This window comes from Variovorax sp. RKNM96 (assembly GCF_017161115.1).
Taxonomy (GTDB): Bacteria; Pseudomonadota; Gammaproteobacteria; order Burkholderiales; family Burkholderiaceae_C; genus Variovorax.
In genome coordinates this window covers 6070723-6095161 of sequence record NZ_CP046508.1, presented here as the reverse complement: position 1 = coordinate 6095161, position 24439 = coordinate 6070723, and the positions used below count along the sequence as shown (strand labels likewise).

General features: G+C 62.9%; 22 protein-coding genes and 1 tRNA gene. 20 read left to right on the top strand and 3 right to left on the bottom strand.

Annotation, left to right across the window (positions count from 1 at the left end):
- The first annotated feature begins 5 nt into the window (after positions 1-5).
- Positions 6-431: a nuclear transport factor 2 family protein gene (locus GNX71_RS28335; RefSeq protein ID WP_206175496.1), complete on the top strand. Its 426-nt coding sequence runs from the start codon at positions 6-8 to the stop codon at positions 429-431.
- A gap of 317 nt (positions 432-748) precedes the next feature.
- Positions 749-877: a hypothetical protein gene (locus GNX71_RS33715; protein ID WP_277401875.1), complete on the top strand. Its 129-nt coding sequence runs from the start codon at positions 749-751 to the stop codon at positions 875-877.
- A gap of 10 nt (positions 878-887) precedes the next feature.
- Here GNX71_RS33715 and GNX71_RS28330 read toward each other — a convergent pair whose 3' ends face one another.
- Positions 888-1472, bottom strand: coding sequence for a hypothetical protein (locus GNX71_RS28330; RefSeq protein WP_206175495.1), 585 nt, complete (start codon positions 1470-1472; stop codon positions 888-890).
- Between the two features lie 538 nt (positions 1473-2010).
- Between GNX71_RS28330 and GNX71_RS28325 the strand changes: the two genes are divergently transcribed.
- From GNX71_RS28325 to GNX71_RS28310, 4 genes are all read left to right on the top strand, one after another.
- Positions 2011-2358: a hypothetical protein gene (locus tag GNX71_RS28325; protein WP_206175494.1), complete on the top strand. Its 348-nt coding sequence runs from the start codon at positions 2011-2013 to the stop codon at positions 2356-2358.
- A gap of 504 nt (positions 2359-2862) precedes the next feature.
- Positions 2863-5601, top strand: a complete 2739-nt coding sequence (locus GNX71_RS28320; protein ID WP_206175493.1) for a DDE-type integrase/transposase/recombinase — start codon at positions 2863-2865, stop codon at positions 5599-5601.
- A gap of 50 nt (positions 5602-5651) precedes the next feature.
- Positions 5652-6710: an AAA family ATPase gene (locus GNX71_RS28315; RefSeq protein ID WP_206175492.1), complete on the top strand. Its 1059-nt coding sequence runs from the start codon at positions 5652-5654 to the stop codon at positions 6708-6710.
- On the top strand, positions 6703-8052 hold the full coding sequence (locus GNX71_RS28310) for a TniQ family protein (protein ID WP_206175491.1): 1350 nt from the start codon (positions 6703-6705) through the stop codon (positions 8050-8052). Before GNX71_RS28315 ends, GNX71_RS28310 begins: the two co-directional genes overlap by 8 nt.
- A 164-nt stretch (positions 8053-8216) precedes the next feature.
- Here GNX71_RS28310 and GNX71_RS28305 read toward each other — a convergent pair.
- A tRNA-Arg gene (locus tag GNX71_RS28305) sits at positions 8217-8291 on the bottom strand.
- A gap of 261 nt (positions 8292-8552) precedes the next feature.
- On the opposite strand from GNX71_RS28305, the gene GNX71_RS28300 reads away from it, so the two are divergent.
- From GNX71_RS28300 to GNX71_RS28285, 4 genes are all read left to right on the top strand, one after another.
- Positions 8553-9575, top strand: coding sequence for a tripartite tricarboxylate transporter substrate-binding protein (locus GNX71_RS28300; RefSeq protein ID WP_206179739.1), 1023 nt, complete (start codon positions 8553-8555; stop codon positions 9573-9575).
- A gap of 133 nt (positions 9576-9708) precedes the next feature.
- Entirely contained in the window at positions 9709-10230 is a 522-nt protein-coding gene (locus GNX71_RS28295; protein WP_206175490.1) for a tripartite tricarboxylate transporter TctB family protein, read from the top strand.
- Between the two features lie 19 nt (positions 10231-10249).
- The gene (locus tag GNX71_RS28290) at positions 10250-11782 is read left to right on the top strand and encodes a tripartite tricarboxylate transporter permease (protein ID WP_013543565.1); all 1533 of its coding nucleotides are present in this window, start codon (positions 10250-10252) and stop codon (positions 11780-11782) included.
- A 27-nt stretch (positions 11783-11809) separates the two neighbouring features.
- Positions 11810-12646, top strand: coding sequence for a cytidylate kinase family protein (locus tag GNX71_RS28285; RefSeq protein ID WP_206175489.1), 837 nt, complete (start codon positions 11810-11812; stop codon positions 12644-12646).
- 160 nt (positions 12647-12806) lie between these two features.
- Here the strand turns inward: GNX71_RS28285 and GNX71_RS28280 are convergent, their stop codons facing one another.
- Entirely contained in the window at positions 12807-13415 is a 609-nt protein-coding gene (locus tag GNX71_RS28280) for a Crp/Fnr family transcriptional regulator (protein WP_206179738.1), read from the bottom strand.
- A gap of 152 nt (positions 13416-13567) precedes the next feature.
- On the opposite strand from GNX71_RS28280, the gene oxc reads away from it, so the two are divergent.
- The 10 genes from oxc (at position 13568) to pyk (ending at position 24375) form a co-directional block, all read left to right on the top strand.
- Complete coding sequence (gene oxc / locus GNX71_RS28275; RefSeq protein ID WP_206175488.1) at positions 13568-15391, top strand: oxalyl-CoA decarboxylase; 1824 nt, start codon at positions 13568-13570, stop codon at positions 15389-15391.
- Between the two features lie 34 nt (positions 15392-15425).
- Positions 15426-16682 carry a formyl-CoA transferase gene (gene frc / locus GNX71_RS28270; RefSeq protein ID WP_206175487.1) on the top strand — a complete coding sequence of 419 codons (1257 nt, stop codon included), beginning with the start codon at positions 15426-15428 and terminating at the stop codon, positions 16680-16682.
- Between the two features lie 45 nt (positions 16683-16727).
- On the top strand, positions 16728-17162 hold the full coding sequence (locus GNX71_RS28265) for a PAS domain-containing protein (protein WP_206175486.1): 435 nt from the start codon (positions 16728-16730) through the stop codon (positions 17160-17162).
- A gap of 15 nt (positions 17163-17177) precedes the next feature.
- Positions 17178-18425 (top strand): formyl-CoA transferase, encoded by a 1248-nt coding sequence (gene frc / locus GNX71_RS28260; RefSeq protein WP_206175485.1) that lies wholly within the window; start codon positions 17178-17180, stop codon positions 18423-18425.
- A 223-nt stretch (positions 18426-18648) separates the two neighbouring features.
- Positions 18649-18981 (top strand): hypothetical protein, encoded by a 333-nt coding sequence (locus tag GNX71_RS28255; RefSeq protein WP_346776860.1) that lies wholly within the window; start codon positions 18649-18651, stop codon positions 18979-18981.
- A gap of 6 nt (positions 18982-18987) precedes the next feature.
- The gene (sucC, locus tag GNX71_RS28250) at positions 18988-20157 is read left to right on the top strand and encodes an ADP-forming succinate--CoA ligase subunit beta (protein ID WP_206175484.1); all 1170 of its coding nucleotides are present in this window, start codon (positions 18988-18990) and stop codon (positions 20155-20157) included.
- A gap of 1 nt (position 20158) precedes the next feature.
- Complete coding sequence (gene sucD / locus GNX71_RS28245; RefSeq protein WP_206175483.1) at positions 20159-21058, top strand: succinate--CoA ligase subunit alpha; 900 nt, start codon at positions 20159-20161, stop codon at positions 21056-21058.
- Positions 21059-21109: 51 nt separating this feature from the next.
- The gene (locus GNX71_RS28240) at positions 21110-21877 is read left to right on the top strand and encodes a fumarylacetoacetate hydrolase family protein (RefSeq protein WP_206175482.1); all 768 of its coding nucleotides are present in this window, start codon (positions 21110-21112) and stop codon (positions 21875-21877) included.
- Positions 21878-21926: 49 nt separating this feature from the next.
- Complete coding sequence (locus tag GNX71_RS28235) at positions 21927-22937, top strand: 2-dehydropantoate 2-reductase (RefSeq protein WP_206175481.1); 1011 nt, start codon at positions 21927-21929, stop codon at positions 22935-22937.
- Between the two features lie 16 nt (positions 22938-22953).
- A complete protein-coding gene (gene pyk, locus GNX71_RS28230; RefSeq protein ID WP_206175480.1) occupies positions 22954-24375 on the top strand; it encodes a pyruvate kinase in 1422 nt (473 codons plus the stop codon).
- Positions 24376-24439 lie beyond the last annotated feature (64 nt).

Genomic DNA, 24439 nt, shown 5'->3' with positions numbered 1-24439 from the left:
GCGCCATGAGTGCACATCGCATCGAAGACGAGGCCGCGTGCGCGCGCCTGTGCGTGGATTTCGCACATCACCTCGACGCTCGTCGCTACGAGCAGGTGCTTGCGTTGTTCACCGAAGACGCGACGCTGGACCGCATGGGGGCGGTGTCACAAGGACGTGCCGAGATCGCCCGGTTCCTGGCATCGCGTCCCACGCAGATCACGACACGCCATGTCTGCACTAACATCAGCGTGAGCGTGGAGGACGCAACCGAGGGGGAGGCCACTGGCGCTTGCTACGTGCTCTTTTTTCAGGGCTCGGGCGGCAGCGCGGACGCCGCGGCGCAGTTATCGGGCCCGCCGTCGGTGGTGGAGTACCACGACACCTTCAGTCGAACGGCCGAGGGATGGAAAATCCAGACGCGGCGCATTCGCATGGCCATCCGCGGCTGAGCGATGGGACCGCAGACGCCGCCGTTCCGTCAATTGGGTGAAGCACCTGCCTTCTGCAGTCGATCAGGTCTTCGTCCTAGCAGCTTTTTCGAGCCTTTTGCGAAACCGCACAGACCTTCGACGATGTCAAGGCCTTAAACTGAGTGCCTACGCGGCTCCGCACCAACCGATCGCGCGCGACTTTGGCCTAAGCGGCAGGTGCTGGCGGCCAGCCCTCGCTTCATCGCGACGAGCGGCCCGTTCGACACCACAGCCTCGCTACGGGGTCGACTTGGGATCAGGTTTGGCGTGTGCCTGGGCGAGCGCCCGACGTGTGAGTGACTGGGTCGCAAGCTGCCGAGGAGGCCATCGAGTACGTGCCGATGCTGGCGTCCAACGATGTCCACCTGATCTCGCAGACCCTGCTGTCGGATCAGCCGGGCAGCCCGGACCGTCTTTCGAACTGATCCCGCCTTCTCATTCGGAAAACCGCCGAAGAAGCCTTCGATGGCCGCCCCGTAGTTTTTTCAGCCCGCCGATCTCCCAGATGGTTCGTATGGCGCGCAGATTCTGCAAATGACCATTGAGTGAGGCAGCTTCGAGATCGCAATGAAAGGTAGCGAGTCCATCTTCTATCTTCCGAGGGAGAGCGGCGCGGATGAGTTCTTCAATGCTGACCAGTTCGTCCACGAGCGACAGCAACCGCTCCCGCCCTTGGACCGTCAACCGGTAGAACCGATGCCTTCCATCGCCAGCGGAGTCTGTTGACGGCGGTGCTTGATCGAATTCAGTTGCAACCACATCTCCCCTTTTTCTCATCTCCTTTAACTGAGCGAGCACACGGCCAGGCGGGCACATCATCAGCTGTGCCACGGCTGTCGGAGTGAGCGGCATCGACGCTTCCGCGTCAGCGAGTTTGCTGAATCTATCGAAGTGAAAAGCGATCAGAAACTGCGTAGTGTTGAAGTCGCTATCGCGTACGACGTTCGCCAGCAGTTCGTTGGCGAATTCGCCGAGTGCGATCAATCGCGGAAGCAAGAGGCCTTCGTGTTTTCTGGACACCTTAAATCCCTGTGAGTTTTCTCGGCGCCGGACGCATCCCTGCACAAGCGGATGTGGGGATGCTGGCCACTAACTTGGCGCAACTGTGGGCAACATGCAACGACATGGAAATTTTTCCGGAGACCGCGAGCCTGGAATGTTCCGCAAATCCGCGCAACGCAAAGCTCAACAAAAGCAACAAAGAAAATATGTTCTCCGCCAGGAGGTACGCCGCGGAGGAATGCATCTGGCCCCATTCCATGACGTGCCATGGCTCATGATCGACCTTGACCATGCCTCCTACATTTCAAAGCCGATTGCGGCGCGGCCTTGAGATGCGAGCCAAGCATGGGCATGGGCATGGGCATGGGCAGCGATGCTGCTGATGATGTTTCCGGGGCAGGAACCAGTTTGCCAACTAACGCAAATTTGTGCGATCGCAAAATCATCGGACAAAAATTGAGGTGCTGGTGCCTCGCATCTTCGATGCGTCAATGCCAGATTTCATCGCGTCAGTGCTGCTTGCCGGCGGACAACGCCTTTCAGATACTCACCCTCTATGGTGAAGAAGCTGGTCTCCCAGGCCGATGTCGAGTCTCCCGAGCCAGCCAAAGAGATGGCATCGGACGTGGCGAGCGCGACCACGCAACGCTTGGTGACGGAATTCCTGATGGACCGCTACGGGCCGGTGCTGGACATGACGGCACTGGCGAAGGTCTTGAAGTATCGGACGGTAGCGGCACTCGAACAGAGCATCCTGCGCGGCAATCTGCCGATTGCAATCTTGAAGCTGCAACATCGCCGAGGAACGTATTTCCTTGCGGAGGAAGTCGCACGCTTCCTGGCAGTTACCCAGCATTCAACGCCGACGCTTCCGAACGGAAACCAACAGAGTCAGTCGAAGTAAGGAGCGCGAGCAAAGAGTCGAGCATTCAATAGAACGAGAAGCAGAAACCCCTCGTATTGGCGTCAACCAACGCGAGGGGATTTGGGTCTGCATCCTTGGACGGGATGCCTCCAATGTACTGCGATCTGTAGCCAAGGTTCAAGCCCTATGGTTCGGAAAAACGTTTCCAACGAGCTTGTCGTCGCCGGTCGCCTGAGGTCGGTGTGATGCGTTGCGCCTGCACGACGCATCGACGTATGACTGGTTGAAAGTTGAGGCTCGGTTCTTCCGCGCATGGTGCCCCACTGGGGTCTATGTAGCAGAGGAAACCATGGCATCTGGAGCAACGCGACATATCCCGGAAGGTCTGGCCAGAGGCGCATCAAGCAAAGCGTTCGGCCGGGAGGCGGACCCTCAGTGCAGGAGGGACCTGTGGCCATCGAGGTCGGCAGGCACGCAGACGCTACTGCATGCCGCTGCAGAAGCGCGCGCTGACGCAAATCCAGTCTTGATGTGGAGGCGCGCATGCTGAGCGACGCCGAGCTGGAGCGAGCGTTCGTCGACTGGCGGGTTCCGGAGACGGGCAGGCAACTGATCCGGCGCATTCGCACCGAGGGGCCCGTGCGCAGCCTGCAGTCGCGGATGGACACGGTGCGAACGCGTTTCATCAGCACCAAGATGGGCCGTGCACTCTACGCCGAGAGCCGTACCGTGGAACTGCCGGCCATTGTCTTTCGGGAAAACGACAAAGGGACTCGGGAGCTCTGGCCTCAACCGTGCATGGTTGACATGATGGCGTCCGGTCCTCGCGGCGGGCAAACGCGCCTGCAGCACACCCCCGATCTGTTTCTCCTGACTGACGAGGGTTTCGTGATGGAGGAGTGGCGCGAGGAAGCCAGGCTTCAGCGACTCGCATCCGAGCGCCCTCATCACTTCTTCAAGGATCAGGAGCAGGTCTGGCACTACCTGCCGGCAGAGGAACACTTCAAGCGGCTCGGCATCATCTACCGGCTTCGGTCGGCAGACGAGCACCCGCGCGTCTACCTTGCAAACCTGTCGTTCCTCGCGGACTACAACCGGGAAGACACACCTCCTGTCCCGCCCTCGGAAGCACAGCGGCTGGCCAAGCTGCTCAAGGACCAGCACCTCGTTGCCCATCTGAGCCTGGTTCATCGGAACGGATTCCAGGCAGACCATGTCTTTCAGCTTGTGCTGAGTCAGCAAGGGGTTTACGTAGACCTTTGGGCGCAGCGGCTCGATCTGGTCGACGAACTGATCCTCTATGAGGATTGGGTCACCGCACAGGCTGATATGTTGCTGCGCCGAGCACCGTCCTTCGAGCGCCCCACCAACGTTCTGGTGATCGAGTCCGGGGTGAAATTCTTGTACGAAGGGCGCCCCTATGAGGTCGTGCTCACGGGGTCGACAGAGGCGACATGCAGGCCGCTGAGCGGCAACAGCGACGCGCACATCCCGTTTCCGTTGTCGCTGATCGAGCAGCTCTTCGAACGGGAGAAGCTCACCGCGGAGACGCCGTCCAAAGTCGAGCCCGAGTATGACCTCGACCAAGTCATCTGCAACAAGGTCGGATTGGCAGAAGCCATAACCCGATCGGAAGAAGTATCCGCGGGCATGTCGCTACGCAAAGGAAAGCGATCTATACAGCGCTGGCAGGCGAAGCTCGCGGGCGTTACGTCGATCCAAGAGCGTCTCGAAGCGCTGACCCCTGCAAAAGGTGGCAACAGGACGCCCCGACTGCCGAAAGAGGTCATGGACCTGGCGGCCAAGGCTCTTTTGGAGCACAACACGGCCAGCAATAGGCCCATCTCCTCAACCTACTCCAGCTTCGTGACCGCCTGCGACGAGGCGGGTCTCCGGCCGATGGCCCAATCCAGCTTCTACGAGTGGATAAGGCTGAGGGAGAGCGTCGAGAAACGAGAAGGAAAGAGAAAAGACTACCAGAAGGCACCCATTCCTCTTGTGTTTGACTATGAACACCCAGTGCACGGTGTCCTGCCGCACGAGGTGATTTACATCGATCACACGATTCTGAACCTCCTCTTGAGGGGGATCGACCTACCGGATCTTGGCAAGCCGACGCTGACCATTGCGACGGACGGCGCAACGAGCCAGACCCGGGCCTTCTATGTTTCCTACAGCCCGGCCTGCACAGAAACAGTGCTCATGCTCATGCGTGACTACGTGCGGCGCAATGGTCGACTTCCGAAGATGATCGTGCTGGACAACGGGAGCGAATTCCACAGCGAAGCACTCAAACAGTTCTGCTCGATTTTCAGCATTCATATCCGCTGGCGCCGGCGCGCCAAGCCTCGTGATTCCAGCCGTGTCGAGCGTGCACTGGGTGCGACAGAGGTAGAAGTCATCGCGGCCATGGACGGCAACACGATCTGCCTCAAAGACCCGCGCATGGTGTCCGCAGCTGTGAACCCGAAGCATTTCATTTCGTGGACTCTGCCCGCATTGCATGGCGCCCTGGACGAATACTTCTTCCGTGTCCACGCCGCGCGTATTCATCCCCGCTTGGGCATGACGCCGATCGACCACGAGAAGCGCCTGCTACTCGAGTGCGGCTCACGGTCTCATGTGATCGTTCGCTACGACCAATTGTTCAAGCTTCTGACCGCCGCGCACTCGGGGACTCCCACTCGCGTGATCGACCGGCAGCGAGGTGTGTTCGTGGACGGCATGTACTACTGGAACGACATGCTCAGCCGGGCGAAGCCGGGCGAGAAAGCCGAGGTCCGTACGGAGATGTGGGCCGCAAGCGTCGTGTATGTCTGTTTCCGTGATCAGTGGGTGATCGCGCAGGCCCGAGATGGCCGCAGTCTTGAAGGCCGCTTTCGCTGTGAGCTGGAGATCCAGCGCCGCGAAGAGAACAGGCGACGTCGCACTGCGGCGCAGAAGGACCGGCATAACCCGAATATCGCGCGCAAGAAGATCGCGCTGTGGACGCCTGAGCGCTGGGATGAACGCCTCCGTGAGCAAGCCTCGGAAGCCAACTATCTCTATGAGCGCTTGGGGATGACGAAGGTTATGCCCGAGGCTGCTCATGCTCAAAAGGCTCGCTTCGAACAGTCCGAGCTGGCACCACTCAGCCCGCGCCTCCTTGACGCGGTACAGCAGGAACCGGACAGCAGCCCTTCGTCATCTGCTTCATCTGTTCCATTGCTGGCCCCCGCGGAGACGCCTGACCCCGACACAACTCAGCCAGACGAATCCGTGGACGAGCACGAATATTTCTGAGCCCTTGGCTCTTCCGCATCCCTCAATCAGATCAGCAGATATCCATATCAGTGACTTCTCCCAAATCAACCAAACAACCGTCGTTCATGAAGGGCCTGAGCAAGGAGGCTCAGAAGAAGCAGAGCGCCTTTTTTAACGTACGCGTGCGACATAGAAAGCTCGATGAATTGCTGGACGATCTGGCACTGTTGCTTACAGCGCAAACTGAGTCGAACATTATTTTTGTTGTTGGAGCAACGGGCGTTGGCAAGTCGACCATGAACAGCAACCTCTTGGGAAACTTGAGCGCGTTCTTTGCAGAAGAAGAGGAAAACGATGCCTCGGTGATCTCCATCGTCTACGTAGAGGCATATGCCAATGGAGAGACGCGCCATGGTTTTCGTGCACTGTACGAAGACATGCTGGATGGCTTGCACGAACCCGGGACCGAGCGCAAGACCGCCATCGAAATCAAGGATGGACGCGTTGTCTTGAATCCGCGGCGACGTCAGACCATCGCTTCCTTGCGGCGCCAGATTGAGAGCGCCTTCAAATATCGGAAGTCTAGGATCTGTGTGATCGACGAGGCGTTCCACATGTCGCGCTTCGCAAAGGAGGCTGCGGTCATGGACACCCTCAAGAGCGTTGCGAACAAGACTGGCATCAAATTGGTCTTGGTGGGTTCGTTCGATCTGCTTGATTTCGCTATGGAGCATGGGCAGATTGCAAGGCGGACAGCCATTTTGAACTTCGATCACTATCACCAGGACATTGAGGATGACCGGAAAGAGTTCAAGGAGATTGTGAAGAAGCTGACCGCCAAATGGCCTTGCGCCGCAGTACCGAACTTTTTCGCCATCTCGGATGACTTGATGGAAGCCTCTCTCGGCTGCGTAGGTTTGCTCAAGTCGCTATTGCTCGACGCGTCGGCAATGCAACTGCGCAATGAGGGCAAATGGGACTCGAAATTCTTGGTGAAGGCCGCGAAGTCAAGCAAGCTGCTCAAGGTGGTCCGCAAAGAGATCGAGGCGGGCGAATCCAAGGTAAAGGATGCGTTGTTCGGAGAAAGCCTTTGGGACGAGAAGGCGTTGGCGCGTCTCACGCTGGCGATGGAGAGAGTCAATGGTTGACCGCACACTGTTTTTCGGGCTGGAACTCGTGGGCGAGGGGACAATTTTCGTGGAAAGCCTGCGTGGGTATGTCTTGCGGCTGGCGTTGCTCCATTCGTTGACGCCCCGCGCACTCCTGGAAATCTTGCTCAAAAAGTACCCTTTTGGGAGCAACCCAAAATCTTTGTCCGAAGAGTGCTCTTTCAGCGTCACCTCAGAAAATATTCGTGCAATTGTTCAGCGGTGGCAAATGCATGGGAGTTCAGATGTCGGTCTTCAGTTGCTGGAAAACCTCCAGAAAGCGACCGGGTCTTGTCTCGAGAGTTCGACCATGGCCAGGTTTCATGCGTTCGCACGCACTCATCTTGTGCACCACCGGCCAGGTCGGTACTGTCCAATGTGTGTTCGTGAAGAAACTGATCCCGAAAAGCAGATCAGTCCACTTCTCTGGGAAATACAGGCTGTCGAGTGTTGCCCCAAGCACGGGGTCTTGTTGAGAGATCGTATGACCTGCGGTTCAGAGACGCTCTCGCAATTGCGGTTTGCACAGCGACCTCAGATTCCAGGCGTTTGCTCGGCTTGTGGTTGCATCGGATTCGAATGCGTCACCGAAGAGCCTGCGACCGCGTCCGCAGTTCAGATCTGGATCGCGGAAAGTGTCGGGCGTCTGGTCGCTGTGTCGATGCGGCAATCCGAAGGCATGAACGCAGACACCTTGCGTGCTGGCTTGATTGATTTGGTGAGGGTGTGTCATGCAGGGAGTCCTGTTCGAGCCGCCAAGGCGGCGAGCGTATCCCCGTCGAGCTTTTCCATCTGGCTCAGCGGGAAGGGACAGCCGTCGCTGCGTATGCTTCTGGACGTGTGCCAGCGAAATGGAGCAGATTTGGCGAGCCTCTGCGAAGGACGGTTTCGAGAGATTTCTTCCCCAAAAGCTCCGCAGAAGTTGGTTCAACGGGCCTACGCTCGGTCGGCAACCAGTTGGTCAGAAGTTGAGCGAGTCTTGGCGCGGGCAATGGAGCAGGAAGCTCCTCCAAGTCGTGCGCAATTGGCGAAGCAACTGGGTATAAATCCTCATCTTATCCCCCGACGGTTCAAGACGCAGAGCGATCAGCTTGTTTCGGTTGGCCAGAAGCATCGAGCAAGAAGCCGCCAAGCTACGTTCGAAAAAGCAGTGGAACTGTACACATCAGTTGCTATGGCGTTAGAAGCAGAGGGCACCTTGGTCACTAGGAGCAGACTGATCAAACGCTCAGGCAAAGCTTCGTTTGAGAGCAGTAGTCCGTTGACACGCGCTCTTGAGGAGGTTCACGCCCGATTCAGACCTGATTTGGCGAAGCGGGATGCGACGGAAGTGCCCGAATAAGGTGCTTTGATAAAGATTGGCCCCCGTGCAGGGGGCTTTGGGATGCCAGTTCCGGTCGGTTTTCCGGCAATCCTTGTCGTTGTATGAATTCCGGCAATTCCTGTCATTTGCGACAAGAATTGCCGGAATCCACACCGGCGGGCTCGACGCTGGCTTGCTGGTGCTGGTGCCTTCGACAGGAATCGAACCTGTATCTGAGTCTTAGGAGGACCCCGTTCTATCCATTGAACTACGAAGACGACTGGCGCGATGGGCTGGGTGCCCGGCCGGCGAGGGGTTGCCGGTGCGCGCCGCGATTTTATAGGGTTCCTGCGGCGGCTTCGCTGCACTGCAAAAAACCGGCCAGCACGGGCTAACCCCCATACGAAATCTCCAAGAAGTTGACCACGGTCAAGTCGGCTTGGCAGCGCCTGCGCGCAACATCCGCCCTGTTCGTATCTCCGCTCAGATCCAACAATAACAAAGGGCGCACCCTACACCGACTGGAGACAAACATGACGATGAAGAACATCGCTTCGCACGCCCGCAGCTGGCGCGCGAAAGCCATTGGCGCGGCCGTCCTGGCGTTGGCCGCCGCCACCCCCGCCTTCGCCTGGGAACCCACCAAACCCGTGGAGTTCGTGATCCCCGCCGGCACCGGCGGCGGCGCCGACCAGATGGGGCGGCTGCTGCAGGGCATCGTCATCAAGTACAAGCTCATGAAAGAGCCGCTCATCGTGGTCAACAAGTCGGGCGGCGCGGGCGCCGAAGGCTTTCTCGCGGTGAAGGAAGCCAAGGGCGATCCGCACAAGATCATCATCTCGCTGTCGAACCTGTTCACCACGCCCATGGCCACCGGCGTGCCCTTCAACTGGAAGGACATGACGCCCGTCGCGATGCTTGCACTCGACCAGTTCGTGCTGTGGACCAACGTCGACGCGCCCTACAAGACGGCCGGCGAATACATCGCGGCCACCAAGGCCGCGGGCCCCAACAAGTTCAAGATGGCCGGCACCGGCTCCAAGCAGGAAGACCAGATCATCACCGTGGCGCTCGAGAAAGCCACGGGCACCAAGTTCATCTACGTGCCCTTCAAGGGCGGCGGCGAAGTTGCGGTGCAGCTGGTGGGCGGCCATGTGAATTCCACCGTCAACAACCCGATCGAGGCGGTGGCGCAATGGCGCGCCGGCAAGCTGCGCGCGCTGTGCGTGTTCGACGACGAGCGCATGCCGTTCAAGGCGAAGGTGACCGACACGCAATCGTGGAACGACGTGCCCACCTGCAAGGAAGCAGGCGTGCCCACCAAGTACACGATGCTGCGCGGCATCTTCATGCCCGCCGGCGTCACGCCCGATCAGCTCAAGTTCTACACGGACCTGCTGACCAAGGTGGCCGCCACGCCGGAGTGGAAGGAATACATGGAGAAGGGCGCCTTCAACCCGACCTTCATGACCGGCCAGCCCTTCGCCGACTGGCTCACCACCGCCGAAGCGACGCACCGCACGCTGATGTCGGACGCGGGCTTCCTCGCGAGCAACAAGTAAGCAGGCAGCGTCAGCCTTGGTCCGCGCCGCGTGCGCTGGCCGGCTGATGCATCGCGCTGCGCAACGCCCGGGCCGGAACTCCTTTGGCCGCGGCCGCTGCATTTCACTCACACATTTGATCGATGGGGGCTCCATGGAGCACGAAGAAATTTCCGATGGGGCGGCGCGTTCGGGCGTCGCCACCTACGTGGTCGAGGCGGTGGTGGCGGCGCTGCTGCTGGTCATCGGACTGGTGGTGGTGTTCGAGGCCCGCAAGCTCGGCGCGGGCTGGACGAGCGATGGGCCCGGGTCGGGCTACTTCCCGTTCTTCATCGGCGTGATCATCACCATCTCGGGCGCCGGCATCCTGTACCAGGCACTGCTCGGCAAGAACCGCAACACCGAGGTGTTCGTGGATTCGGTGCAATTGAAGCGCGTGCTCTCGGTGCTGCTGCCGGCCACGGTGTACGTGCTGGCCATCACCTTTGTGGGGCTGTATGTCGCATCGGCGGTCTACATCGCGCTCTTCATGATCGTGCTGGGCAAGTACTCGTGGGTGAAGAGCGTGATCGCCGCGCTCGCGGTCAACACGGTCTTCTTCTGCATGTTCGAGGTGTGGTTCAAGGTGCCGCTTTTCAAAGGCGCGCTCGACCCCCTCCGGTTCCTCGGCTACTGAACTCACGGAGCACAGCGAAATGGACGAAATCAGCGCCCTGATGCAGGGCTTTGCAGTGATCCTGACCCCGATGAACATCGCGCTGATGTTCGTGGGGATCATCCTTGGCGTGCTCATCGGCGTGCTGCCGGGGCTGGGCGGCGCCAACGGGGTGGCCATCTTGCTGCCCCTCACGTTCACGATGTCGCCGACCTCGGCCATCATCATGTTGTCGTGCATCTACTGGGGTGCGTTGTTCGGCGGGGCCATCACCTCGATCCTGTTCAACATCCCCGGCGAACCCTGGTCGGTGGCCACCACCTTCGACGGCTACCCGATGGCCCAGCAGGGCAACGCGGGCGCCGCGCTCACCACGGCCTTCACCTCGTCGTTCGTGGGTGCCTTCATCGCGGTGGTGATGATCACTTTCCTCGCGCCGCTGGTCGCCAAGTTCGCGCTCAAGTTCGGCTCGCCCGAATTCTTCGCGGTGTACTTGCTGACCTTCTGCAGCTTCGTGGGCATGGGCAAGGGATCGCCCTTCAAGATCCTCGCATCGATGGCGCTCGGCTTCGCACTCGCATCGGTCGGCATGGACACGGTCACTGGCCAGTTGCGCCTGACCTTCGGCCAGCCCGAGCTGATGCGCGGCTTCGACTTCCTGATCGCGGTGATCGGTCTCTTTGGCATCGGCGAAATTCTGCTGTCGATGGAAGAGGGCCTGAAGTTCTCTGGCAAGAGCGCCAAGATCGACCCCAAGGTCGTGCTGCAGACCTGGAAGCAACTGCCGCAGTACTGGGTCACGTCGCTGCGCAGTTCGCTCATCGGCATCTGGATGGGCATCACGCCCGGCGGCGCCACGCCGGCTTCGTTCATGGCCTACGGCCTCGCCAAGAAGATGTCGAAGAAGGGCTCCAAGTTCGGCACCGGCCAGATGGAAGGCGTCGTCGCCCCCGAGACCGCGGCGCATGCGGCGGGCACCAGCGCGCTGCTGCCGATGCTGGCGCTGGGCATCCCCGGTTCGCCGACCGCTGCCGTGCTGCTGGGCGGCTTGCTGATCTGGGGCCTGCAGCCCGGACCGCTGCTCTTCGTGGAGCAGAAGGACTTCGTCTGGGGCCTCATCGCCAGCATGTACCTGGGCAACATCGTGGGCCTGATCGTGGTGCTGAGCACGGTGCCGCTGTTCGCGTCGATCCTGCGCATTCCGTTCTCGATCATCGCGCCGGTGATCATCGTGATCTGTGCCATCGGTGCCTACACCGTGCACAACGCGATGCTCGACATCTGGTTCATGCTCGGCTTCGGCGTGATCGGCTACCTGTTCAAGAAACTCGACTTCCCGCTTGCGCCACTGGTGCTCGCGCTGGTGCTCGGGGACAAGGCCGAAGACTCGTTCCGCCAGGCGATGTTGGTCTCGCAAGGCGACGTGATGATCATGTTCTCGAATCCGCTGGTGGGCGGCATCACGACGCTGGCCCTGGTGCTGCTGTTCTGGCCGCTGATCTCCAAGGGCATCGCCCTGATCAAGCCGCCGAAGAAGCCCGACGAGTTCGCCGTCGAGCGTCCGGTGGACTGAGCGAGAAGAACAACAAGGAGCACGCACATGCCAGTCATCGCACTGACCCAGGAAATGGGTTCCCTCGCCAAGGACGTTTCGGTGAAGCTCGCGGAAACGCTCTCGCTCGCCGTCATGCGCCATGAAGTCATCGACCACCTGGCCGAGAAGATGCAGGTCTCCAAGAGCCTCATCGGCCGGCTGCGCGGCGGCAAGGCCGGCCTCCTGGAGCGCCTGAAGACCGACCAGCGCAGCGTTGCGCTCTACACGGCCGACGAGTTGTTCGGGCTGGCCGACCGCGGCAACGTGGTGCTGCGCGGATGGGGCGCCACCTGCCTCTTGCGGCCCGTGCCGCATGTGGTGTGCGTGCGCATCACGCGCTCGCTCGAGAAGCGCGTCGAGTGGCTGATGGGCGACCTCGAGACCGACGACGCCGCGTTCGCCGAAGCCGAGATCCGCCGCAGCGACCAGGCGCACGCGGCGCGCATGCATGCGCAGTTCGGCGTGACCTGGGGCGACCCGGTGCTCTACGACCTGGTGCTCAACACCGACCGCGTGACGGTCGACAGCTGCGTAGAGCAGATCCGCCAGCTGGTGGCGCGGCCCGAGTTCGCGGAGACGCCCGAGTCGCGCGCGCTGCTCAAGAACATGGCGCTGCAGGCGCGCGTGAAGGCGGCGTTGAAGGAGCAGGTGGAGACGAGCGACATCCGAGTGACGGTCGATGCGAACCAAGGCGAGGTGATCCTGCGCGGGATCGTCCTCAACTCCGAAGAGCGCGCGCAGACTGAAGCGGTGGCGGCTGCGGTGACTGGCGTGACCGGTGTGCACAACCAGCTGCGTTTGATGGCGACTTCGCGCCGTTTCGCATCAGCGAAGCAGACGTGATTTTTGCGAGCGATCCCTGTCTTGCTCCCTCCCCTTCCGGGGGAGGGCTGGGGTGGGGGCTCGGCGGCTTTCCTCGAAGCGCGGCCAGCAGTTCCAGCGCCGCTTGCCCCCACCCCAACCCTCCCCCGGAAGGGGAGGGAGCCAACCCCAACAGCCGCGTCTAGATTTTTCCGCGCTTGCGAAGCCGACTAAGGGTTTCTGCGGAGAGATTGAGATAAGAAGCCAGCTCCTTGCTCGGAATCCGGTCTTCCAGCTCCGGGTGCTTGCGCGTGAACCGGTGCACCCGCCCCGGCGCATCCAGCAGATGCAGCGTGATCGTGTGCGCCATGATCTCGCTCATCCCCTTCATCACCAGGTACTCGAACAACTCCTTGGTCTCGGGGTGCCGGTTGAGAAAGGTGATCCATTCCTTCAGCGGCAGGCTCGCCACGCGGGCCTTGGTGACGCACACGATGCCGTAGGGCGTCGGCGTGCCCAGCCGCAGCGCCGCATAGCTCGTTTCCATGTCGTGCTCGTCGGCGAAGCGAAGGATCATTTCCTTGCCTTCCGGGTTGCTCACGACCCGTTTCAGGATGCCATCGAGGATGAAGTACTGCTCCATCTCGCGCACCCCCTGGTGCAACAGGAAATCGCCCTTGTTGCCGTCCACGATCACGAGGTGGGCTTCCAGTTCGGCGCGATCGCTCTCGCTCAGGTCCTTGAGCAGGACGTTCTGCCGGAGCTGCGCGCGAATGATGTTTTTTTCCGGGTGGTTTTCCAACAACGTCATGGGTCCCGTCTTGCTCGAATTCGCAACAACTTCTGGTTCATCTGGCCGGTGCCGTTTTCCGGAAAGTTGACCGAGGTCAACGTTCGAAAGCATGCCCCCGAATCATAGTCCCGGCTCGGGCCTCGGCCATTCACCAAAGCAGAAGGAGAGACATGTCTTCAGTAAGAACGGACAAAGAGGCATCCACGACCCTGGACGACGCCCTCAAGCCCACGAGCCGGGCCGTTGACGGCGATGCGGTCGTGCGAGCCCTCAAACCGGTGGCGGACGACGCACCGGAGGCCGAAACGACCGACGGCTTCCACCTGGTCATCGATGCGCTGAAGCTGAACGACATCGACACCATCTTCGGCCTCCCCGGCATCCCGATCACCGACCTGACGCGCATGGCGCAGGCCGAGGGCATGCGGGTCATTTCGTTCCGCCACGAGCAACACGCCGGCAACGCCGCCGCAGCTGCCGGCTTCCTCACGCAAAAGCCGGGCATCTGCCTGACGGTGTCGGCCCCCGGTTTCCTCAACGGCCTCACGGCGCTGGCCAACGCGACCACCAACTGCTTCCCGATGATCCTGATCAGCGGATCGAGCGAACGCGAAATCGTCGACCTGCAGCAGGGCGACTACGAAGAGATGGACCAACTGGCCATCGCCAAGCCGCTGTGCAAGGCCGCCTTCCGCGTGCTGCATGCCGAAGACATCGGAGTGGGCATCGCCCGCGCCATCCGCTCGGCGCTCTCGGGCCGCCCCGGCGGCGTGTACCTGGACCTGCCGGCCAAGCTCTTCGCGCAGACCATGGATGCGGCCAAGGGCAAGGCTTCGCTGATCAAGGTCGTCGATCCGGCGCCGCGCCAGATCCCCGCACCCGATGCTGTCAAGCGCGCGCTCGACCTGCTCAAGAGCGCGAAGAAGCCGCTCATCCTGCTGGGCAAGGGCGCAGCGTATGCACAGGCTGACGCCGACATCCGCGCACTGGTCGAGAAGACGGGTATTCCCTACCTCCCGATGTCGATGGCCAAGGGCCTCCTGCCCGACACGCACGTGCAATCGGCCGCCGCCGCGCGCTCCTACGTGCTGCAAGAGGCCGACGTGGTGCTGCTCATCGGCGCGCGCCTGAACTGGCTGCTCTCGCACGGCAAGGGCAAGACCTGGGCGCAGGACAAGGGTGCCAAGCAGTTCATCCAGATCGACATCGCACCGACCGAGATCGACAGCAACGTGGCCATCGCCGCGCCGGTGATCGGCGACATCGGCTCCTGCGTGGCGGCGCTGCTGGGCGGCATCGATGCCAAGTGGGCCAAGCCGCCGACCGAGTGGACCGGCGCCATCGCCGAGCGCAAGGACAAGAACCTCTCGAAGATGGCCGTGACGCTCGCCGCGCGTCCGTCGCCGATGAACTTCCACAGCGCGCTCAGCGTGATCCGCGACCAGGTGAAGGCACGGCCTGACGCCATCGTGGTGAACGAAGGCGCCAACACGCTGGACTTCGCGCGCAGCATCGTGGACATGTACCAGCCGCGCAAGCGCCTCGACGTGGGCACCTGGGGGATCATGGGCATCGGCATGGGCTTTGCCGTCGCCGCCGCCGTGGTCACCGACAAGCCGGTGATCGCCATCGAGGGCGACAGCGCCTTCGGCTTCAGCGGCATGGAGGTGGAGACCATCTGCCGCTACAACCTGCCGATCTGCATCATCGTCTTCAACAACAACGGCGTGTACCGCGGCACCGACGTGAACGCGAGCGGCACCGCCGACGTGGCGCCCACCGTGTTCGTGAAGAACGCGCGCTACGACAAGCTGATGGAAGCCTTCGGCGGCGTGGGCGTCAACGCCACCACCGCCGACGAGCTGCAGAAGGCGCTGACCGAGGCCGTCGCCTCGCGCCGCCCGACGCTGATCAATGCCGTCATCGACGAGACCGCAGGCACGGAGAGCGGGCGCATCACGAGCCTGAACCCCGCCACGGCGAAGAAGAAGTAATCCCATCCCGTATTCAGCATCCAGGAGATATCACATGAGCGACAACAAACCCCTCAACGGCATCAAGATCATCGACTTCACGCACGTGCAAGCCGGCCCGGCCTGCACGCAGATGCTGGCCTGGTTCGGCGCCGACGTCATCAAGGTCGAGCGCCCCGGCGCCGGCGACGTCACGCGTTCGCAGCTGCGCGACATCCCCGATGTGGACGCGCTGTACTTCACCATGCTCAACAGCAACAAGCGCTCGCTCACGCTGGACACCAAGCAGGCCGAAGGCAAGCTGGTGCTGGAGAAGCTCATCAAGGAATCGGACGTGCTGGTCGAGAACTTCGGCCCCGGTGCGCTGGACCGCATGGGCTTCAGCTGGGAACGCATCCAGGAACTGAACCCGAAGATGATCGTCGCCTCGGTCAAGGGCTTCAGCGACGGCCACCACTACGACGACCTGAAGGTGTATGAAAACGTCGCGCAGTGCGCAGGCGGCGCCGCATCGACCACCGGCTTCTGGGACGGCCCGCCCACCGTGAGCTCGGCCGCGCTCGGCGACAGCAACACCGGCATGCACCTGGCCATCGGCATCCTCACGGCCATCATCGGCCGCGAGCAGACCGGCAAGGGCCAGCGCGTGGCCTGCTCGATGCAGGACGCGGTGCTGAACCTCTGCCGCGTGAAGATGCGCGACCAGCAGCGCCTGGACCGCCTCGGCTACCTCGAGGAATACCCGCAATACCCGCACGGCACGTTCAGCGACGTGGTGCCGCGCGGCGGCAACGCCGGCGGCGGCGGCCAGCCGGGCTGGGTGCTCAAGTGCAAGGGCTGGGAGACCGACCCGAACGCCTATATCTACTTCACCATCCAGGGCCACGCCTGGGCGCCGATCTGCGACGCCATCGGCAAGCCCGAGTGGAAGACCGACCCCGACTACGCGACGCCCAAGGCGCGCCAGCCGCACATCACCGACATCTTCGCGACCATCGAAGTCTGGCTGGCCGACAAGACCAAGTTCGAGGCGGTCGACATCCTGCGCAAGTTCGACATCCCCTGCGCGCCGGTGCTGACGATGAAGGAACTGCTGAACGACGAATCGCTGCGCGCCAGCGGCTCGATCGTCGAAGTGCAGCACAAGGAGCGCGGCAGCTACTTCACCGTGGGCAGCCCGATCAAGTTCTCGGACCTCAAGCCCGAGATCACCGGTTCGCCGCTGCTGGGCGAGCACACCGAAGAGGTGCTGGCCGAGCTGGGCTACTCGAAGGCCCAGATCGACAGCCTTCGCGAAGCCAAGGCCGTCTGAGGCCACGGCCAAAAGACATAGAGAAGAAAGAAGCGGGAGCACACCTTGTCGTCATCGACCGTCGATCTGAACCAACTCGTTGCCGGAGCCGGCGACGCGATCATGGTCTGCGATGCCAAGGGTGCGATCACGCTGTGGAACAAGGCTGCCGAGCGCATCTTCGGCTTTACCGAAGCCGAAGCGCTCGGGCAGTCGCTGGACATCATCATCCCCATGCGACAACGCCAGCGGCATTGGGATGGCTATCACAAGACGATGGAAACGGCGGTCACCAAATACGGTGCCGACGTGCTGCGGGTGCCCGCGCTTCACAAGGACGGGCATACCCTTTCCATCGCCTTCACGGTCTCCATGCTGTTCGCCCAGGATCAGAAGGTTTCAGGCATCGTCGCCATCGTGCGCGACGAGACGGCCCGCTTCGCCGAGGAGCGCAAGTTGCGCGCCCGTCTGGTAGAAGTCGAAACCGCGACGAACAAATAAGACAGGAGACACACGATGAGCAAGGCACTCGAAGGCGTTCGCATCCTCGATTTCACCCACGTGCAGTCGGGCCCCACCTGCACCCAGCTGCTGGCCTGGTTCGGCGCCGACGTGATCAAGGTCGAGCGCGCCGGTGAAGGCGACGCCACGCGCGGGCAACTGCGCGACATTCCCGGTGTGGACAGCCTCTACTTCACGATGCTGAACCACAACAAGCGCTCGATCACGCTGGACACCAAGAACCCCAAGGGCAAGCAGGTCCTGGACACGCTGATCAAGACCTGCGACGTGCTGGTGGAGAACTTCGCACCCGGCGCGCTCGACCGCATGGGCATCACCTGGGCACACATCCAGAAGCTCAACCCGCGGATGATCGTCGCGTCGGTCAAGGGCTTCGGCCCCGGCAAGTACGAGCACTGCAAGGTCTACGAGAACGTGGCGCAGTGCGCCGGCGGCGCCGCATCGACCACCGGCTTCGAGGACGGACCACCCGTCGTCACCGGCGCGCAGATCGGCGACAGCGGCACCGGGCTGCACCTGGCGCTGGGCATCGTCGCCGCGCTCTACCAGCGCAACAACACCGGGCGGGGCCAGCAGGTGCTCGCGCCGATGCAGGACGCCGTGCTCAACCTGTGCCGCGTGAAGATGCGCGACCAACAGCGCCTGGAGCGCACCGGCACCATGCACGAGTACCCGCAGTACCCCGACGGCAAGTTCGGCGACGCGGTGCCGCGCGCGGGCAACGCATCGGGCGGCGGGCAGCCGGGCTCCATCCTCAAGTGCAAGGGCTGGGAGACCGACCCGAACGCCTACATCTACTTCATCACGCAGGGCGCGGTGTGGCCCGCGGTGTGCAAGGTGATCGGCGAGGAAAGCTGGATCACCGACGAGGCCTACGCCACGCCGGCCGCGCGCTTGCTGCATCTCAAGCCCATCTTCGCGCGCATCGAGCAATGGACCATGACCAAGACCAAGTTCGAGGCCATGGACATCCTCAACGAGTTCGACATTCCGTGCGGCCCGATCCTCTCGATGAAGGAAATCGCCGCGGACGAATCGCTGCGCGAGACCGGCACCATCGTCGAGGTGGACCACCCGACGCGCGGCAAGTACCTGACCGTGGGCAACCCGATCAAGATGTCCGACAGCCGGACCGAGGTGACACGGGCGCCCTTGCTGGGCGAGCACACCGAAGAAGTGCTCCGGCAATTGGGCTATGGCGTGGACGAAATTGCCATGCTGCGCACCGAGCGCGTGATTTGAATTAACAGCACGCCGGCCGATCGATAAATAAGTGTTTTTGCAAATGGCGAAAGCCATTTGCAATGGACAGTCACGCTCTTTTTTGCCAATTCACATATAACGCATGGCAAATGCATTCAATAAAATAGTTTAACTATTATTTATCGATCATCGAATCTACATTTTGATCATGCCGACCCGCCATCCATTTGTCGCCCGGCATTCAATTTCCAGGAGAAATTTCATGATGATCGATGATGCGCCCATTCAATACTGGAGCTCCGAGACGGAGCGCAACGCCTACAACGCCGCCTTCCACGAGCTGGGCCTGCGCTGGCACTGGGACCGCGAAACCTATTGCCAATTGCTGCGCCAGAGCCAGGACGGCCCCGAGCGCGTGTGCCATTACCTGAGCACGCACCAGCCGCATCTGCTGCGCGCCTACGACGCCAAATCGCTGGCCGAGGTGATCGAGCAGAAGAAGGAAATTCACCAGCAGCGCGAATTGAGCGAAGGCCTCGGCAGTCGGCGTTATTTCAATTGGGCCGAAGGCCGCGGTGCAGAAATCGGCGCCTGAATTGCCATGAATATCCACGAATACCAGGGCAAGGACGTATTGCGCAAATACGGCGTCACCACGCCCCGTGGATTCGCCTGCGCATCGGCCGATGAAGCCGCCGACGCCGCCACCCGTCTGGGCGGCAGGGCTTGGGTGGTGAAGGCGCAGATCCACGCGGGCGGCCGCGGCAAGGGCGGCGGCGTGAAGCTCGCGTGGTCGGTCGACGAAGTGCGCCGGCACGCGAGCCAGATGCTCGGCATGACCCTGAAGACCCACCAGACCGGCCCCGAAGGCCGTGTGGTGAAGCGCCTCCTGGTCGAAGAGGGCATCGAGGTCGACAAGGAGCTCTACCTCGCCATGGTGGTCGACCGCGAAGCGGGCCGCGTGGCGCTGATGGCCTCCAGCGAAGGCGGCATGGACATCGAAGAGGTCGCCGCCCGCACGCCCGGCAAGATCCACAAGGTGCTCATCGATCCGACCACGGGCCTCAAGGGCAGCGAGGCCGACATCGTGGCGCGCAACATCGGCCTCTCGGGCAAGTCGGTGATGCAGGCGCGCACGCTGATGCAGAACCTCTACCAGGCCTTCGATGCGAGCGATGCGTCGCTCGCTGAGATCAACCCGCTGGTCGTGACGCGCGACGGCCGCGTGATTGCGCTCGATGCCAAGTTCAACTTCGATTCGAACGCGCTCTTCCGCCAGCCCGAGATCGTGGCGATGCGCGACTTCGACGAGGAAGATCCGGCCGAGGTCGAGGCGTCGCGTTTCGATCTCTCGTACATCGCGCTGGACGGCGACATCGGCTGCCTGGTCAACGGCGCGGGCCTCGCGATGGCGACGATGGACGTGATCAAGCTCTACGGCGGCTCGCCCGCCAACTTCCTGGACGTGGGCGGCGGCGCAACGGCCGAGAAGGTCACGCAGGCCTTCAAGCTGATGCTGCGCAACCCGAACCTGCGCGCGATTTTGGTCAACATCTTCGGCGGGATCATGAAGTGCGATGTGATCGCGCGGGGCGTCATCGCCGCCGCGCGCGAGGTCGAGCTGTCGGTGCCGCTGGTCGTGCGCATGAAGGGCACGAACGAGAGCCTGGGCCGCACGATCCTTGCGCAATCGGGCCTGCCGATCATCACGGCCGACGACATGGCGGATGCCGCCCAACAGGCCGTGGCTGCGGCGCGGAGGAAAAACTGAGATGTCGATCCTCGTCAACAAGCACACCCGCGTCATCACGCAGGGCATCACCGGCAAGACCGGCCAGTTCCACACGGCGATGTGCCGCGACTATGGCAACGGCCAGAAATGCTTCGTCGCGGGCGTGAACCCGAACAAGGCGGGCAAGTCGTTCGACGGCATTCCGGTCTTCGGCACGGTGAAGGATGCGAAGGCCGAGACCGGCGCCACCGTGTCGGTGATCTACGTGCCGCCGCCGTTCGCGGCCGCAGCGATCGACGAGGCGGTCGATGCGGGCATGGAGCTGGTCATCTGCATCACCGAAGGCATTCCGGTGCGCGACATGATCCGCACGCGCCATCGCATGGAGGGCAGCAAGACGCTCTTGCTCGGGCCGAACTGCCCGGGGCTCATCACGCCCGACGAAATCAAGATCGGGATCATGCCGGGGCACATCCACCAGCGCGGGCGCATCGGCGTGGTGTCGCGCTCGGGCACGCTGACCTACGAAGCGGCGAGTCAATTGGCGCGCTTCGGCATCGGGCAATCGACGGTGGTGGGCATCGGCGGCGACCCGGTCGGCGGGTTGAAGCACATCGACGTGCTCAAGATGTTCAACGACGACCCGCGCACCGACGCCGTGATCATGGTCGGCGAGATCGGCGGCAACGAAGAAGAGATCTGCGCGCACTGGATCAAGGACCACATGCGCAAGCCCGTGGTCGGCTTCATCGCCGGCGCCACCGCGCCGCCCGGCAAGCGCATGGGCCACGCGGGTGCCATCGTCTCGGGCGGGCGCGGCACCGCACAGGAAAAGCTCGCGGTGATGAAGGCGTGCGGCATCCATGTGACCAGCAATCCGGCGGAGATGGGGAAGCTGCTCGCGTCGCTCGTCATTCCCGACTACCTCCCGTTCGACTGATCGATTCGATCCATCGGATGGCCTCGCAGATTTCAAGAAAGCACACAACAAATGAAACAGCAATGGGTCCGTTTTGAAGATGCCGGCAAGGCCACGTTCGGCACCGTCCAGGGCGATGCGGTGCATGAGCACCAGGGCGACATGTACGGCCGCTCCGAGCCCACGGGCCGCGTGTTCGTGCTCGCGGGCCTGAAGCTGCTCACGCCCAGCGAGCCTACGAAGGTGATCGCGCTGTGGAACAACTTCCACGCGCTCGGCGCCAAGCTGAGCCTGCCGGTGCCCGCGGAACCGCTGTATCTGTTGAAGGCGCCCAACTCCTTCGCGGCCCACGGCGATGCGATCCGAAAGCCCCTGTGCGAGGGCAAGGTGGTGTTCGAGGGCGAGCTGGGCATCGTCATCGGCAAGACCGCCACCGCCGTGGCCGAGGCCGATGCGCTCGACCACGTGTTCGGCTACACCTGCGCCAACGACGTGACCGTGGCCGACATCCTCAACCGCGATGCATCCTTCGCCCAGTGGGTGCGCGCCAAGGGCTTCGACACCTTCTGCCCCATGGGCCCCGTGGTGGCCACGGGCCTCGACCCGGCAACGCTCGTCGTGACCACCGTGCTCAACGGCGAGGAGCGCCAGAACTATCCGATCAGCGACATGCGCTTTTCCGTGCAGCAGCTGGTCAGCCTGATCTCGCAGGACATGACGCTGAATCCCGGCGACGTGATCCTGTGCGGCACCTCGGTGGGCGTCGGCTCGATGAAGCCGGGCAGCCAGGTCGAGATCGGCATCGAAGGCATCGGCAAGCTTTCCAACCGCTTCGGTTGACGGCATCGCCCGGCCTCGCGCAACGCATTCAAAACTACTGGGGATCGACATGAAGATAGCAGTCATCGGAGCAGGCGCCATCGGCGGCCTGGTCGGCGCGAAACTCGCGCTGGCCGGCGAGGACGTGACGTTCATCGTGCGGGGTGCGAACCTCGCAGCGATCAAGGCGAATGGCTTCAAGCTGGTCTCGGCCGAGGGCGAGGAGCAGGTGGCGCGCAACGTGAAGGCCACCGACAGCTACGACGAGGCCGGTCCGCAGGACATCGTCATCCTCGCGATGAAGGCGCACCAGGTCGAGGCCGTGGCCAACGACGTGCCCAAGCTCTTCGGCCCCGAGACGATGGTGGTGACGATGCAGAACGGCATTCCGTACTGGTACTTCCACAACCACGGCGGTGCGCTCGCGGGCACGCCGGTGCGCAGCGTCGACCCCACGGGGCTGGTGAGCGCGAAGGTGCCGGCCGAGCGTGTGATCGGCTGCGTGGTGTATCCCGCGTCCGAGCTCATCGCGCCGGGCGTGGTGAAGCACATCGAAGGCGATCGCTTTCCGGTCGGCGAGCTCGACGGTTCGTCGAGCGAACGCGTGAACCGCGTCTCGGCCTGCTTCACCGGCGCGGGCTTCAAGGCACCGGTGCTCGACAACATCCGCGCCGAGATCTGGCTCAAGCTGTGGGGCAACCTCACCTTCAACCCGATCAGCAGCCTCTCGCATTCGACGCTGGTCGACATCTGCCAGTACCCGCCGTCGCGCGACCTCGCCGCCGCGATGATGCGCGAGGCCCAGGCCGTCGCGCACAAGCTGGGCATCGAGTTCCGCGTGACGCTGGAAAAGCGCATCGCCGGCGCCGAGAAGGTCGGCAAGCACAAGACCTCGATGCTGCAGGACGTCGAAGCCGGCCGCGCGCCGGAGATCGACGCGCTGGTGGGCGCGGTGGTCGAACTGGCCCGGCTCACCGACACCTCGACGCCGCACATCGACACCGTGTACACGCTGGTGAAACTCTTGGCGCGCACGATGGAAGACCAACGGGGCCAAGTCCGGCTTCGCGAAATGGCATGAGAAAGAACAACACACCATGAGACGCACACGCAGCGCAAAGATCGTCGCCACGCTTGGCCCGGCTACGCCCGACGAGCAAGCCATTCGCGCGCTGTTCGAGCGGGGCGTGGATGTGTTCCGGCTGAACTTCAGCCACGGCTCGCAGCACGACCATGCGCGCCGGCTGGAGGCCATCCGCCGGCTCGAGAAAGAGTTCGGCCGGCCCATCGGCGTGCTGCTCGACTTGCAGGGGCCAAAGCTGCGGCTGGGCACATTCGAGGGCGGACGCGCACAGCTGGAGGCGGGCAAGCGCTTTCGCCTCGACATGGACACGAAGAAGAACGGCGACTACCGCCGCGCGCCGCTGCCGCACCCCGAAATCTTCGCGGCGCTGCAGGCCGGCACTGATCTGCTGCTGGACGACGGAAAGCTCCGCCTGCGCGTGGAGAGCCACGGCGCCGACTTCGCGGAGACCACCGTCATCGTCGGCGGGCCGATTTCGGACCGCAAGGGCGTCAACGTGCCCAGTGTGCTGCTGCCGATCTCGCCGCTCACCCCGAAGGACCGCGACGACCTGGACTTCGGGCTCTCGATGGGCGTGGACTGGGTGGCGCTCTCGTTCGTGCAGCGGCCCGAGGACATCACCGAGGCACGAGAGATCATCGGCAAGCGCGCCTGGATCATGGCCAAGCTGGAGAAGCCCGCGGCCATCGAGCACCTGGACGGCATCGTCGCGCTGGCCGACGGCATCATGGTCGCGCGCGGCGACCTCGGGGTGGAGCTGCCGCCCGAGCAGGTGCCCGAGCTGCAGCGCCGCATCGTGCGGGCCTGTCGCCAGCACGGCAAGCCCGTGGTGGTGGCCACGCAGATGCTCGAATCGATGATCGCGGCGCCCGTGCCCACGCGCGCCGAAGTGTCCGACGTGGCCACGGCCATCTACGACGGCGTCGATGCGGTGATGCTCTCGGCCGAATCGGCCTCGGGCAAGTACCCGCTCGAAGCGGTCGGCATGATGGACCGCATCGTCGCGCGCGTGGAGGCCGACCCGTCGTACCGCACCGGCATCGATGCCACGCACGATGCGGCGCTCTCGACCACGGCCGATGCCGTGTGCGCCTCGATGCGCCAGGTGGCCGCGCTGCTCGCGCCGGCCGCCACCGTCACCTACACCTCCTCGGGATTCACGAGCCTGCGCGCCGCGCGCGAGCGGCCGGCGGTGCCGATCCTGAGCCTCACGCCCGACGTGGCGGCCGCGCGCCGCATGGCGATGGTCTGGGGCGTGCACGCGGCGCTGGTCGATGATGTGCACGACGTGGCCGAGATGATCGAGTGCGCCTGCCGCACCGCGCAGGACCAGGGCTTCGCGAAGGCGGGCGACGACGTGGTGGTGGTGGCGGGCTTGCCCTTCGGCTTGTCGGGCACGACGAACCTGTTGCACGTCGCACGAATCCCGGGTTGATGCCCGGTGGCTGAGCGGGGCTCGCGCGCTACGATGGCCCTTCGACAGCAGCCCCACTTTCCCT